Here is a 12526-nt window from a genome sequence, read left to right as displayed (position 1 = left end):
GGGCATGACCGACGAGGCCGTGCCCGCCGACGAAACGCTGATGCAGGCCTTTGCCACGGGCGACGCGCGCGCATTTGAAACCCTGTACGACCGCCACAGCCTGCCGGTGTGGCGCTTCGTGCAACGCAGCGTGCGCGACCCCGCGTTGGCCGACGACCTGGTGCAGGACGTGTGGTTCTCGCTGGTGCGACAAGCACCGCAATACCAGCCCCGCGCGCGTTTTCGCACCTGGCTGTTCACGCTCGCTCACCACCGCATGGTGGACCACTGGCGCACCCACAAGACCCACGCCAGCCTGGACGCCGAGACCGCAGACGGCGCGGCCCTGGCCGACACGCTGGCCGCCGACTCCGGCTTCGGCCCGGTGCGGCAGGTGCAATCGCGCGAGCAGGCACAGGCCCTGCTCGACGCGCTCGCCGCGTTGCCCCTGCCGCAGCGCGAAGCCTTCCTGCTACAGGCCGAAGGCGGTCTGAGCCTGGCCGAGATCGCGCAGACCACCGGCGTGAACGCCGAGACCGCCAAGAGCCGGCTGCGCTATGCGCGCGAGCGCCTGCGCCACACCCTGGAGGCCTTCGCATGAGCGCCGCGCCGGGCCGCCCCAAGCCAGCTCGCACCGCAGCGCGATGCGTGGAGGTATCCCCATGACACCCGAAGACGACCTGCTGCAACGCTACCGGGAAGCCAGCGAGCACGACCCCGCACGGCCCGACCCCGCCCTGCGCGAGAAGGTGCTGGCCCACGCGCGGGCCACGGCACACACCCGCAGCGCACCAGGCACCGGCAGGCCACTCGCCGCCAACGACACCGCCTGGCGCTGGCGTGCGCTCGGTGGCCTCGCCGTGCTCGGCCTGGCCACGCTGGTGGTGCTGCAGTTCGACCGCGGCACGCCCGAGGAACGTGAGGTCGCGCTCGGCGAAACCCCGGCAACGCAACGCGAAGCCGTCCCTGCCGACACCGCGCCTGCGGCACGCGAAGCGGCAGCGCCACCGGTGGTACAAGCCCCGACACCGGCCCCTCCCGTTGCAAAGCCACGCCCAGAGCCCCCACTACCGCAGGAACGCAGCGTCGCTGCCAGCCCACCCCCGGTGCCTCCGGCACCGCTGCCTGCACCCGCCGCACCGTCAACGCAAGACGCAGAGGTCCGGTCCAGCGCGCCCGCGGACATGGTCGCCGCGCCCCGCGCCCGCGGTCTGGCGCGGGAGGAGGCTCCTGCAACGTTGTCATCGCGCCAAGCCGCATCGCCCGCCGCCGCCAACGCCACGCCTCACGCGGCCTTGCTGGCCGCCGCGGCGCGCGGCGCGGTGGCCGAGGTGCGCGAGGCCCTGGCACAAGGTGCGGACGTGAACGGCACCGACGCGCGCGGCCGCAGCGCACTCATGCTCGCGGCGCAGCGCGGCGATGCGCCGCTGGTGCGCCTGCTGCTCGACGCGGGCGCCGACCCGCAGCGCACCGACCGCGACGGCCTGCGCGCCGCCGATCTCGCGCAACAGGCCGGCCACGCCGCGCTGCTGCCTTTGCTCGAGGAAGGCGGCACGCGCTGAGAGCCTGTTCACGGTCTGCAAGGGGTCGCGTTGGGACGCAATCGGGATGAGTTGTCCGCCCAGATCACGCCGCATGGGCTCATGCCCATGCAAGGGACTGGGTGGGCAAATCGCCCGATTTCGTTCCAACCCGAAGGGCCAGTGTCCTATCGGGCGGTGCGCAGCGTTGCAAAGCCTCGCCGGGCCACCGGCCCGGCTGCGTTTTGCGCCTTGCGCCCCATCCCGATAGAACACCGGCGCGACCCCTTGCAGACCGTGAACAGGCTCTCATCGCTACCATGGCGGCATGAACATCTCAGCCACCTCTTCCTCCGTGCACTTTGGCCACCAGGGCCGCGTCGTCCTCGTCACCGGCGGGGCCCAGGGCATCGGCGAAGCCTGCGCGCGCCGCTTTGCGAGCGAGGGTGCCAAGTTGGTGATCGCCGACGTCGCCGACGCTGCCGGCCGTGCGCTCGCGCGCGAACTCGGTGGCATGTACATGCATTGCGATGTGGGCGACAAGGCCGATGTCGATGCCATCGTGGCGCAGGCGCAGGATACGCACGGCCACATCGACGTGCTGGTCAACAACGCCGGCATCTTCAAGGCGGCGGAGTTCCTCGACGTGACCGAAGACGACTTCGACGAGGTGCTGCGCGTGAACCTCAAAGGCGCCTTCCTCATGGGCCAGGCGGTGGCGCGCGCGATGGCACGGGCCGGCGGCGGCAGCATCGTCAACATGAGTTCAGTCAACGGCGTGCTCGCCATCCCCAACATCGCGAGCTACAACGTGAGCAAGGGTGGCATCAACCAGCTCACGCGCGTGATGGCGCTGGCGCTCGCCGACCACGGAATCCGCGTCAACGCGGTGGCACCCGGCACCATCGCCACCGAACTCGCCGCCAAGGCGGTGCTGACGAGCGAGGCCGCGCGGCAGAAGATCCTCAGTCGCACGCCCATGAAGCGCCTGGGCGAGCCCGACGAGATCGCCGATGTGGTGGCCTGGCTGGCCAGCGACGCGGCCAGCTACGTCACCGGCGAGATCGTCACGGTCGACGGCGGGCGCATGGCACTGAACTACACCGTGCCGGTGGAGTAAGCAGCGCTCAGGCGGGCCGGGGCCGCACCACCACCGCTTCGCGGATCGGCAGGTGGATCAAGGCTGCACCCACCGCGAGCACGATGTCGATGTACCAGACCCAGTCGTAGCTGCCGGTGGCCTCGAACACCTGGCCGCCGAGCCAGGCGCCAAGGAAGCCGCCGATCTGGTGCGAGAGCATCACAAGGCCGAACAGCATCGCCATGTTGCCGGTGCCGAAGAACTTGGCGACCAGCCCCACCGTGGGTGGCACGGTGGAGAGGAAGGTCAGGCCCATCACCGCGGCGAAGGTCAGCATCACGGCCTCGGTTTTGGGCGCGAGCAGGAAAATCAGCACGGCCACGGCGCGCGTGGCGTACACCAGCGAGAGCAGCGACTTCATGCGCCAGCGGCCCACGGCCCAGCCCATGGCCAGGCTGCCGATGATGTTGAAGAGGCCGATGATGCCCAGCGCCCAGGCGCCCACCGGTGCCGGCAGGCCGCACGCGGCCACCACCCCCGGAAGGTGGGTGGCGAGAAAAGCCACGTGGAAACCGCAGACGAAAAAGCCCGCCGACAGCAACAGGAAACTCGGGTTGGCGAGGGCCTTGCGAATTGCCTCGCCCGCGGGCAGCGACACTGGCGCTGGCGCGGCCCCCGCGGCGGCGGCCGGGCCGGGACCGCGCAGCACCCAGGCGGCCGGCAGCGCCAGCAACACGATCAAGGCCAGCGCCTGCATCGCGCCCGCCCAGCCCAGGCCGAGCGTGAACGCGGCGGCCAGCGGTGCCATGACGAACTGGCCAAACGAGCCGCCAGCGTTCACGATGCCGGTGGCCATGCCGCGGCGCTCGGCCGGCATGAGCCGGGTGGTGGCGGCCATCAGCACCGACGGCCCGGCCATGCCGGCGCCACCGGCCGAGAGCACGCCGATGGCCAGGATCAGGCCCCAGGTGCTCGTCATGAGTGGGGTGATGTAAGTGCCCAGCGCCACCAGCAGCACGCCCGCGAGCAGCACGCGCCCGGCGCCGATGCGGTCGGCCACGGCGCCGGCAAACGGCTGCGTGAGGCCCCACCAGAGCTGGCCAAAGGCAAAGGCCAGGCTGATGCTGCCCACGCCCAGGCCGGTGGCGGTGTTCAGCGGCGAGAGGAAAAAGCCCATGGTCTGGCGTGTGCCCATGGTCAGCGCGAAGGTGCCGGCGGCGGCCAGCAGCACCAGCCACCACACGTAGGGCACGCGCGAGGGTGCGGCGGTCGATGTTTCAGATTGCATGGGTGTCTTCCTCGTGAAATGCGGCCAGACCCTGGTCCAGCAGGTCGTGCAGCGCCACCACCGTGGCGGCGCCGAGTTTGTCGTTGAGTGCCACCTGAGCCGTTTTCCAGCGCCGCTGCACCTGGCGGCGCATCTCGCGACCAGCGTCGGTGATGTGCACGGTGCGGCTGCGTCCGTCGACGCCATCGCCCATGACCAGCCAGCCAGCCACGATCATCGGTTGCAGGTTGCGCGTGAGCGTGGACGCGCCCATGTCCATGCGCCCCGCCAGCTCACCGGGCGCAATCGGCCCCAGACGGTCCACGTGCGAGAGCAGCGAGTATTGGGTGATCTTCAGCCCGGCGCCGGCCAGGTGCTGGTCGTAGTGCTGGGTGACCAGGCGCGTGAGCTGGCGCAGCTTGAAGTTGGTGCATCCCACGGGAGTGGGTGACGCATGGGTGTCAGCATTCATGAAATTATTGTATCTACAATGATTGCATCTACAAGTAAAAGGAAGCAGCATGACCCCGGAAGAAACGATGGCATTGTGGAACCAGCAATACGAAGCCACTGTGCTGCGCATGAATGCCGGTGTCGGCGTCGGCCTGGCCAACCCGGCCGACATTGCCGGCCTGACCGGTCTGCAGCAGATGCAGGCCATGCTCGACGGGAAGCTGCCCTACCCGCACATCGCCCAGACGCTGGACTTCTCGCTGGTGGAAGTGAGCGAAGGCCGCGCGGTGTTTCAGGGCCAACCTCAGCTCAAACACTACAACCCGCTGGGCAGCGTGCACGGCGGCTGGTACGCCACCCTGCTCGACTCGGCGCTGGGCTGTGCGGTGCACACCGTCATGCCGGTGGGCCGCGCCTACACCACGGCGGAACTGGGGGTCAACATCGTGCGCGCGGCATCGTTGAAAAGCGGGCCCCTGCGCGCCATCGGCACCGTGTTGCACGCGGGTCGTCAGCTCGCCACCGCCGAGGCCCGCATCGTCGGTGCTGACGGCAAACTCTACGCCCACGCCACCACCACCTGTCTGGTGTTCGAAGTCCCGGCGCGCTGAGATCAGGCGAAAAAAAGCCCGGCGAACCGGGCTGACGGGAGCGGGGTTCGGCTCAGCCGGCGATCATCACCTCCACACGGCGAGCTTCGGCGTCGTCGCCGGTCCCGGTGGTCTGCTCGGGCTTCTTCAGTTCCATGCTGGTCTCGGCCACACCGGCACCCACCAGCGCATCGCGCACGGCCAACGCACGCTTTTTGGCGAGCTCGGCGTTGAACGCCGGGTTGCCGGTCGCGTCGTGGAAGCCCGAGAGCACGAGCCGCTTGCCAGCCTTGGCAGCAGCGATCGCATCGCCCAGCGCCACCAGCGCGCCCGAGGCCAGATCGGCCTTGCCCGAGGCAAAGTAAAACTTCACCACACCGTTTTCCACCACCACGCTGGCGTCGTCGCTCGAGGCCACGGCTGCGGCCACGGCGGGTGTAGCGGCCACAGGGGCCGCCACCACCGTGGTCGAGGCAGTGTCGCCGCGGGATTTGTGGATGCCCAGGCCCACGGCAAAGCCGGTCACCAGCACAATCACCGCCACCAGCAACACCGCGACCACGCGGTACTCAACTTCGGTATCTTGGGAAGACATGGGAAACACTCCGTGAAAATGGTTGACCGTTCATCGACCTCCCGGGCGCAACGCGCCAGCTTCTCACAGCGGCACGGCCCTTCGGGCGCTGCAGGATTGTAAATGCCACCCTCCCTGACCCCACCCCGCACGGTGCGCCCCACCACCTGGGACCCCGCCCAGCGCAACGGTGCGCAAATGATGGCCGATACGCTGGCACAGTGGCGCTCTCAAGGGCCTCGCCCCGACCTCTGGGTGTTTGCCTACGCCTCGTTGGTGTGGCGCCCCGAGTTCACCGCGGCCGAGCAGCGCCTGGCGCGTGTGCATGGGCACCACCGCTGTCTGGAGATGTGGAGCCGCGTCAACCGGGGCACCGTCGAGTGCCCCGGCCTCGTGTTTGCGCTGATGCCTGGTGGCAGTTGCACCGGCCTGGCGCTGCGTGTACCGCACGACGACGTGGAAGCCCTGATGCCGCTGCTGTGGGCGCGTGAAATGCCCAACCCGGTGTACGACCCCAAATGGCTGGTCTGCCAGACCGATCAGGGCCCGGTGCATGCGCTGGCCTTCACACTCTCCCGGCGCAGCCCGAGCCACACCGGCACACTGAGCGAGGAGCGCTACCGAGACATTTTCAGCCGCTCCTGCGGACGCTACGGCACCACGCTGGACTACGCGCGCCAGACCTTCTACGGCCTTTTGCACCACGGCATCCACGACCGCGCGCTGGGCAAACTGCTGCAACACGCCGAAGAATCCTCCACTCCTATACTGAAACCATGAACATCGCCGACCTGCGCAAGAGCTACGAGAAGGCCGAACTCAGCGAGTCGGCTTCCCACGCCGATCCCCTCCAGCAGTTTTCGAAGTGGCTGAAGGAAGCCATCAGCAGCGAGGTACCCGAACCCAACGCCATGACCCTGGCCACGGTCGGCTCCGACCTGCGGCCCAGCACCCGCGTGGTGCTGATCAAGGGCTATGACGAGCGCGGCATCGTCTGGTACACCAACTACGCCAGCCGCAAGGGTCAGGAGCTCGCGGGCAACCCGTTCGCCGCGCTGCAGTTCCACTGGGTGGAGCTCGAGCGCGTGGTGCGCATCGAAGGCGTGGTGGAGAAGGTGAGCGACGCCGAGAGCGACGAGTACTTCCACAGCCGCCCGTTGGACAGCCGCATCGGCGCCTGGGCCAGCCCGCAGAGCGAGGTGATCGAGGGCCGCACGGTGCTGGTGACCAATGCCGCGAAGTACGGAGCGCAGTTCCTGCTGCAGCCGCCGCGCCCACCGCACTGGGGTGGCTACCGCCTCAAGCCGGACAACTGGCAGTTCTGGCAAGGACGCAGGAGCCGCTTGCACGACCGGCTGCGTTACACCGCTCAAGCGGACGGCGACTGGTTGCGCGAGCGGCTCGCGCCCTAGATTTTTTCGATGACTTGGTCGACCACCGCCGCCAGTTGCGCGGCACTGACCAGCGACGGTGCGATCTCCGCCAGAGGCACCAGCACAAAGGCGCGCTGCTCCATGCGAAGGTGCGGCACTGTCAGGCGCGGTGAATCCACCCGCGCACCACCAAACAGCAAGAGATCCAGATCGAGCGTGCGAGGCGCGTTGCGGTAGGGGCGTTCGCGCCCGGCCTGTTGTTCGATGGACTGCAAGGCATCGAGCAGGTCTGGCGCGGTGAGTGTGGTGGAGATCTCGGCTACGGCGTTGAGGTAGTCGGGGCCGCTCGACTCCACGGGGGCGGTGCGGTACACGCTGGAGGCCCGCACCAAGCGGATGCCTGGCACCTCACCGAGGTTTACCAAGGCATCGCGCAACGCCTGCGCAGCCTCGCCGAGGTTGGCGCCGAGCGCGACGAAGGCCGTGACGTCGGCTCGGACCACGGCCGATGAGGTTAGACCGGTCCCGGCTCGCCGCCGGTGGCTGCACCGCCCGGCTTGCGGCGGCGGCGCCGGCGCTTCTTGGCCGGGGCCGTGCCGTCGTTGGGCGCGGTCGACTCGGCACCGTCATCGGACTCGCCAGCGTCTTCGTCGTCCCGGTCTTCACTGCCCTCATCGGTGGCGCGAAAACGCGGGTCGGGCGCGAGTGCATCGGTCGATGCACCGGCATTGGCCGGGTGGTCGTCGTCGCTGCGCTTCACACGCCGCGCCTTGCCGGCACCGGGCTTGGCCAGGTTGTCGCGGCGTTGCGCGTCCACCATGTCTTCGCGCATGTCGTCGCTGGCCATGCTGAAGGTTTCCCACCAGTGGGCCAGCTCTTCCTCCACCTCGCCCACCTGCGCGCGCAGGCGCAGAAAATCAAAGCCGGCGCGAAAGCGCGCCTGATCCACCAAGCTGAAGGGCGAGGTGCCCACGCGCTTGTCGAAGCGCGGCTGCATCATCCAGATCTCGCGCATGTCCGCGCCCAGCTTGCCGCGGCCCGACACATCGCCGATGCGTGCATCGAAGGCTTCGTCCACCGCGTCCTGCAAGGCCGCAAACGGCGGCGGCGGGCGCTGGCCCGGGCGTGCGTTCAGGCGCTGGCTCCAGCCCTTGCGAACATCGGCCCACAACACGCAGGCCAGCAGGAAACTCGGCGCCACCGGCTTGCCTTCGCCCACGCGGCGGTCGGTGTCCTGCAAGGCGAGTTTCACGAAATCATCGTCGGCGCGCTGCACCACCACGTCGAGCAGCGGATAGATGCCGGTGTCCAGGCCCACGGCCTTGAGCTGCGCCACACTGGCCAGCGCGTGGCCGGTCTGCAGCAGCTTGAGCATTTCGTCGAACAGGCGGCTTTGCGGCACGTCCAGCAGCAGCTTGCGTGATGACGCCAGCGGCTCCAGCGTCTTGGCGTCGAACGTGAAGCCGAGCCCGCTGAGCTTGGCTGCGAAGCGCACGGCGCGGATGATGCGCACCGGGTCTTCGCGGTAGCGCGTGGTGGCGTCACCGATCATGCGCAGCGTCTTCTTCTTCGCGTCGCGGATGCCATGGTGGAAATCGACCACGGTCTGCGACTCGGGGTCGTAGTACATGGCGTTGATGCTGAAGTCGCGCCGCGCGGCGTCCTGCTCGATCGGGCCCCACACGTTGTCGCGCAGCACGCGGCCGCTGGCGTCCACCGCGTGCTTCATGCCGGCGAGCTCGCCCTTGCTGGTGCGCTCGTTGCCGGCCACCTGCTCGGCGTCGGCGCTGTCGAGGTAGGCGCGGAAGGTGGAGACCTCGATCATTTCGTGCTCACGGCCCCGGCCGTAGATCACGTGCACGATGCGGAAACGCCGCCCGATGATGAAGGCGCGGCGGAACAGGCTTTTGACCTGCTCGGGCGTGGCACTGGTGGCCACGTCGAAGTCTTTTGGTCGCAGGCCCAGCAACAGGTCGCGCACCGCGCCGCCCACGATGAAGGCCTCGAAACCCGCCTGCTTGAGGGTGTGCACCACGTCCAGCGCGCGCTGGTCCACCAGCTTGGGGTCGATGCCGTGCACGGACACCGGCACGTCTTCGCGTTTGCCGAACGGGTTGGCCCGGCGTGCGGTGGCCGCCGGCGATTTGCCGAGCAGCCTGTCAATGAATTTCTTGATCATTCGAATAGGTTCAATATGCGCCAGCCCCGTTCCAGGGCAATGGCTTGGAGCCGGGCGTCCGGATTGGTGGCCACGGGCTCGTGCACTTTTTCCAGCAGCGGCATGTCGTTCATGGAGTCGCTGTAGAAGGTGCTGTGCTGCACGCCAGCCCATTCCAGGCCACGCGCCGCCAGCCATTGTTCCACACGGGCGACCTTGCCCTCGCGAAACGACGGCGTGCCCCGGATCTCACCGGTGGGCTCACCGCGCTCGTCGGTCGCCAGATCGATGGCGATCAGCTCGTCCACACCGAAGGCCTGTGCGATCGGGCGTGTCACGAATTCGTTGGTGGCGGTGACGATCACGACCGTGTCGCCAGCGGCCTGGTGCGCGCGCACCAGCGAGAGCGCGGCGTCTTTCACCGCGGGCTGCACCACTTCAGCCATGAAGCGTTCGTGGGCTTCGCGCGCGGTCTTCAGGCCGCGTTCGCGCACCGCTTCAATGGCAAAACGCACGTAGCGGTGGATGTCCAGCGTGCCCGCCTTGTAGTCGGCGTAGAAACCGTCGTTGGCTTGCGAGAAGCTGCCGGCGTCGCGCCAGCCCAGGGCCACGGTGAACTCGCCCCACGCGTAGTCGGAATCGAACGGGATCAGGGTGTGGTCGAGGTCAAAAAGCGCCAGTCTCATTCGTTTTCCAACATGGATTTGATCAACGGTATGGTGATGGCGCGCTGGGTGCGCAGCGCGTAGGCGTCGAGCTGGTCCAGCAGCATCATGAGGCTGGAGAGATCGCGCGAAAAGCGCCGCAGCATGAAGTCCATCACCTCGTCGCTGAGGAACACGCCGCGGTCGTCGGCAGCCCGGCGCAACACGCCCCGGCGTTCGGTTTCTCCGAGCGCGTGCAACTGGAACACATGGCCCCAGCCCAGGCGGGTGCGCAGGTCCTCGCGCAGGCGCAGGTCGGCCGGTGGGCAGTTGGCCGCGGCCAGCACCCAACGCGCCGGGCCGTGAGCCGGGTTCTGCGCGTTGACGAACCAGTTGAAGGCCGCCGCCTGCTGCGTGGCGGTGTAGAGATGGCAGTCGTCGAGCAGCACTGCGTCCCAGTGCTCGTCGAACTCGGGTGGGTCCAGCGTGTCGACGTCGATCCAGCCGACGCGGCTGCCGTGCTCGCGCAGGCTTTCGCGCACTGCGCGCAGCAGGTGTGTCTTGCCGCTGCCGCTCTCGCCCCAGACAAACGTGGGCACGGGCGAGCGCAGCGGGTTGTGGGCCCAGAGCTTGAGGTGCTCCAGCGCGGCCTCGTTGCCCGCGGGCACGAAGTTGCCCAGGGTGGGTACCGGCGCCAGGCCAATATCCAGTGCCAGCTGCTTCATGGGTGTGGGACCGGTGCTCATTCGTCGGCACCCGTGGTTCGCACGCGGGGCATCTCACCCAGATACATCTGACTCGCCAGGTAGCCGCGCTTGGCGCGCCGCATGGCCACCAGCAGCACGGCGCTCGCCGGCAAAGCAATGAGCACACCCACGAAGCCCAACAGATGACCGAAGGCCAGCAAGGCGAAGATGACGGCGATGGGGTGCAGGCCGATGCGCTCACCGAGCAGGCGCGGCGTGAGGTAGAGGCTCTCGACCACCTGCCCCACCAGGTACACGCCGCCCACCAGGGCCACACCCAGCACGGTCTGGAACTGCAGCAGCGCCGCAAACAGCGCCATCACCAGGCCCAGGCCAAAACCCAGATAGGGCACGAACACGGCCAGCCCGGTGAACACGCCGATCGGCAACGCGAGGTCCAGCCCCACGAGCGCCAGTGCCACGGTGTAGAGCACCGCAAGCACGGCCATCACCAGCAACTGGCCGCGCAGGTACTGGCCCAGCACCTCGTCGGTCTCGTTCAGAAAGCTCTGCACGCTCTCACGCCAGCGGGGCGGAATCAGGTTCTTGGCGCGTGTGATCAGATTCGTCCAGTCCAGCAGCAGGTAGTAGGCCACGATGGGCATGAGGAACAGGTTGCCGATCACCGCCGCCAACGCGCTGCCACCGATGCGCAAGGAAGAAAGCAGGCCGTTGATCAATTCGCTTTCGTTGCCGGTGATCAGGGAGCGCAACCATTCGCGCACCTGGATCACGTCCACCTGCAGGTCGATGCCGAAGCGGGTGGCCAGTGGCAGCAGGGCATCGTTCAACCGGTCGAGCAGCAAGGGCACCTGTTCGCGCAACAACGGCACCTGCTTGGTGATGACCGGTACGATCAGCAGGAGCACGGCCAGCAGCACCAGCATCAGCAGCGCGATGGCCAGACCGGCGCCGAGCCAGCGCGGCACGCGCCGCGCGTGCAGCCGCTCCACCAGCGGATGCAGCGCGTACGCAAGCACGGCGGCCAGCAGGAAAGGCATGAGCACCGGTGCCAGCAAGGAGAGCAGCAGAGCACTCACCACAGCGATCAGGGCCCAGAGCAAGGCGCGGATCTGGTTGGGGGTCAGTGGCATGGAGCGCGAGGGTCGATGAGGCCGCGAGGGCGACCCCTTAAAATCTGGAGCAAATTCTATCGGGCCACTCTCAGGGTACCCGAAAGCCCCCCACCCGCCCAGCGTTCCGCTCCACCGACCGCCCCGCCTCCCGCCGGGCCAGCCCGCACATGACCTCTTCCACCACCCCCCTTTCGTACAAAGACGCCGGCGTTGACATCGACGCGGGCGACGCGCTGGTCGAACGCATCAAACCGCTGGCCAAGAAGACCATGCGCGAGGGCGTGCTGGCCGGCATTGGCGGCTTTGGCGCGCTGTTCGAGGTGCCCAAGCGCTACAAGGAGCCGGTGCTGGTGAGCGGCACCGACGGCGTGGGCACCAAGCTCAAGCTGGCCTTCGAATGGAACATGCACGACACCGTGGGCATCGACCTGGTGGGCATGAGCGTGAACGACGTGCTGGTGCAAGGCGCCGAGCCGCTGTTCTTCCTGGACTACTTCGCCTGCGGCAAGCTCGATGTGGACACCGCCGCCGCGGTGGTCGGCGGCATTGCGAAGGGCTGCGAGCTCAGCGGCTGCGCGTTGATCGGTGGTGAGACCGCCGAGATGCCCGGCATGTACCCGGCGGGCGAGTACGACCTGGCCGGCTTCTGCGTTGGTGCGGTGGAAAAATCGAAGATCCTCACCGGCCAGAGCGTCAAGCCCGGCGACGTGGTGCTGGGCCTGGCCTCGCACGGCGTGCATTCCAACGGCTTCTCGCTGGTGCGCAAATGCATCGAGCGTGCCGGCGCCGATCTGCCCGCCACGCTGGACGGCCTGCCCTTCCGCGAAGCCATCATGAAGCCGACGCGGCTCTACGTGAAGAACGTGCTCGCCGCGCTGGCCGCCCACCCCATCAAGGCGCTGGCCCACATCACCGGTGGTGGTCTGCTGGAAAACATCCCGCGCGTGCTGCCCGAAGGCACGGCGGCGCACCTGGTCAAGGGCAGTTGGCCGCAGACGGAGCTGTTTGCGTGGCTGCAGAAGACCGCGGGCATCGACGACATCGAGATGAACCGCACCTTCAACA

At 68.1% G+C, this 12526-nt stretch carries 15 protein-coding genes; 7 read left to right on the top strand and 8 right to left on the bottom strand.

The genetic code is table 11. The features are described 5' to 3' along the window. Positions 1-4 precede the first annotated feature (4 nt). From IV113_RS23465 to IV113_RS23455, 3 genes are all read left to right on the top strand, one after another. Positions 5-580: an RNA polymerase sigma factor gene (locus IV113_RS23465; protein WP_291090382.1), complete on the top strand. Its 576-nt coding sequence runs from the start codon at positions 5-7 to the stop codon at positions 578-580. A gap of 61 nt (positions 581-641) precedes the next feature. Continuing rightward, entirely contained in the window at positions 642-1541 is a 900-nt protein-coding gene (locus IV113_RS23460; RefSeq protein WP_291090374.1) for an ankyrin repeat domain-containing protein, read from the top strand. Positions 1542-1827: 286 nt separating this feature from the next. Beyond that, positions 1828-2619 (top strand): SDR family oxidoreductase, encoded by a 792-nt coding sequence (locus IV113_RS23455; protein ID WP_291090371.1) that lies wholly within the window; start codon positions 1828-1830, stop codon positions 2617-2619. A 7-nt stretch (positions 2620-2626) separates the two neighbouring features. Here the strand turns inward: IV113_RS23455 and IV113_RS23450 are convergent, their stop codons facing one another. Together IV113_RS23450 and IV113_RS23445 are read right to left on the bottom strand one after the other, a co-directional pair. Further along, entirely contained in the window at positions 2627-3868 is a 1242-nt protein-coding gene (locus tag IV113_RS23450) for an MFS transporter (protein ID WP_291090369.1), read from the bottom strand. Then, positions 3858-4319 carry a MarR family winged helix-turn-helix transcriptional regulator gene (locus IV113_RS23445; protein WP_291090367.1) on the bottom strand — a complete coding sequence of 154 codons (462 nt, stop codon included), beginning with the start codon at positions 4317-4319 and terminating at the stop codon, positions 3858-3860. Before IV113_RS23445 ends, IV113_RS23450 begins: the two co-directional genes overlap by 11 nt. Before the next feature lie 49 nt (positions 4320-4368). Here IV113_RS23445 and IV113_RS23440 point away from each other — a divergent pair, with 49 nt between their 5' ends. Next, entirely contained in the window at positions 4369-4911 is a 543-nt protein-coding gene (locus tag IV113_RS23440) for a PaaI family thioesterase (protein ID WP_291090364.1), read from the top strand. Between the two features lie 52 nt (positions 4912-4963). Here IV113_RS23440 and IV113_RS23435 read toward each other — a convergent pair whose 3' ends face one another. After that, a complete protein-coding gene (locus IV113_RS23435) occupies positions 4964-5485 on the bottom strand; it encodes an OmpA family protein (RefSeq protein WP_291090361.1) in 522 nt (173 codons plus the stop codon). Between the two features lie 177 nt (positions 5486-5662). Here IV113_RS23435 and IV113_RS23430 point away from each other — a divergent pair, with 177 nt between their 5' ends. Together IV113_RS23430 and pdxH are read left to right on the top strand one after the other, a co-directional pair. After that, positions 5663-6244 (top strand): gamma-glutamylcyclotransferase, encoded by a 582-nt coding sequence (locus tag IV113_RS23430; protein WP_291090380.1) that lies wholly within the window; start codon positions 5663-5665, stop codon positions 6242-6244. Beyond that, positions 6241-6876 carry a pyridoxamine 5'-phosphate oxidase gene (gene pdxH / locus IV113_RS23425; RefSeq protein ID WP_291090358.1) on the top strand — a complete coding sequence of 212 codons (636 nt, stop codon included), beginning with the start codon at positions 6241-6243 and terminating at the stop codon, positions 6874-6876. Before IV113_RS23430 ends, pdxH begins: the two co-directional genes overlap by 4 nt. Here the strand turns inward: pdxH and folK are convergent. From folK to IV113_RS23400, 5 genes are read right to left on the bottom strand one after another with little or no spacing between them, the layout of a single operon-like run. Further along, complete coding sequence (gene folK / locus IV113_RS23420) at positions 6873-7340, bottom strand: 2-amino-4-hydroxy-6-hydroxymethyldihydropteridine diphosphokinase (protein WP_291090355.1); 468 nt, start codon at positions 7338-7340, stop codon at positions 6873-6875. The genes pdxH and folK overlap by 4 nt on opposite strands. Positions 7341-7351: 11 nt before the next feature. Beyond that, positions 7352-9016: a polynucleotide adenylyltransferase PcnB gene (gene pcnB / locus IV113_RS23415; protein ID WP_291090352.1), complete on the bottom strand. Its 1665-nt coding sequence runs from the start codon at positions 9014-9016 to the stop codon at positions 7352-7354. Continuing rightward, positions 9013-9681: an HAD family hydrolase gene (locus tag IV113_RS23410; protein ID WP_291090348.1), complete on the bottom strand. Its 669-nt coding sequence runs from the start codon at positions 9679-9681 to the stop codon at positions 9013-9015. Before IV113_RS23410 ends, pcnB begins: the two co-directional genes overlap by 4 nt. Then, positions 9678-10364 (bottom strand): DnaA regulatory inactivator Hda, encoded by a 687-nt coding sequence (gene hda / locus IV113_RS23405; protein WP_291090377.1) that lies wholly within the window; start codon positions 10362-10364, stop codon positions 9678-9680. Before hda ends, IV113_RS23410 begins: the two co-directional genes overlap by 4 nt. 17 nt (positions 10365-10381) lie before the next feature. After that, positions 10382-11479 carry an AI-2E family transporter gene (locus IV113_RS23400; protein ID WP_291090345.1) on the bottom strand — a complete coding sequence of 366 codons (1098 nt, stop codon included), beginning with the start codon at positions 11477-11479 and terminating at the stop codon, positions 10382-10384. A 149-nt stretch (positions 11480-11628) separates the two neighbouring features. Here IV113_RS23400 and purM point away from each other — a divergent pair. Further along, positions 11629-12526, top strand: an 898-nt coding sequence (gene purM / locus IV113_RS23395) for a phosphoribosylformylglycinamidine cyclo-ligase (protein WP_291090342.1), incomplete at its 3' end; no start/stop codon positions are given.

It is taken from the genome of Hydrogenophaga sp. (assembly GCF_018780385.1).
Classification (GTDB): Bacteria; Pseudomonadota; Gammaproteobacteria; order Burkholderiales; family Burkholderiaceae_C; genus Hydrogenophaga.
Note: the sequence above shows the minus strand (reverse complement) of the source record. Positions and strands in the feature narration are given on the sequence as shown.

Coding starts and splice junctions, on each gene's coding strand:
- IV113_RS23465 (WP_291090382.1), top strand. CDS start 5: ATGACCGACGAGGCCGTGCCCGCCGACGAAACGCTGATGCAGGCCTTT.
- IV113_RS23460 (WP_291090374.1), top strand. CDS start 642: ATGACACCCGAAGACGACCTGCTGCAACGCTACCGGGAAGCCAGCGAG.
- IV113_RS23455 (WP_291090371.1), top strand. CDS start 1,828: ATGAACATCTCAGCCACCTCTTCCTCCGTGCACTTTGGCCACCAGGGC.
- IV113_RS23450 (WP_291090369.1), bottom strand. CDS start 3,868: ATGCAATCTGAAACATCGACCGCCGCACCCTCGCGCGTGCCCTACGTG.
- IV113_RS23445 (WP_291090367.1), bottom strand. CDS start 4,319: ATGAATGCTGACACCCATGCGTCACCCACTCCCGTGGGATGCACCAAC.
- IV113_RS23440 (WP_291090364.1), top strand. CDS start 4,369: ATGACCCCGGAAGAAACGATGGCATTGTGGAACCAGCAATACGAAGCC.
- IV113_RS23435 (WP_291090361.1), bottom strand. CDS start 5,485: ATGTCTTCCCAAGATACCGAAGTTGAGTACCGCGTGGTCGCGGTGTTG.
- IV113_RS23430 (WP_291090380.1), top strand. CDS start 5,663: ATGATGGCCGATACGCTGGCACAGTGGCGCTCTCAAGGGCCTCGCCCC.
- pdxH (WP_291090358.1), top strand. CDS start 6,241: ATGAACATCGCCGACCTGCGCAAGAGCTACGAGAAGGCCGAACTCAGC.
- pcnB (WP_291090352.1), bottom strand. CDS start 9,016: ATGATCAAGAAATTCATTGACAGGCTGCTCGGCAAATCGCCGGCGGCC.
- IV113_RS23410 (WP_291090348.1), bottom strand. CDS start 9,681: ATGAGACTGGCGCTTTTTGACCTCGACCACACCCTGATCCCGTTCGAT.
- hda (WP_291090377.1), bottom strand. CDS start 10,364: ATGAAGCAGCTGGCACTGGATATTGGCCTGGCGCCGGTACCCACCCTG.
- IV113_RS23400 (WP_291090345.1), bottom strand. CDS start 11,479: ATGCCACTGACCCCCAACCAGATCCGCGCCTTGCTCTGGGCCCTGATC.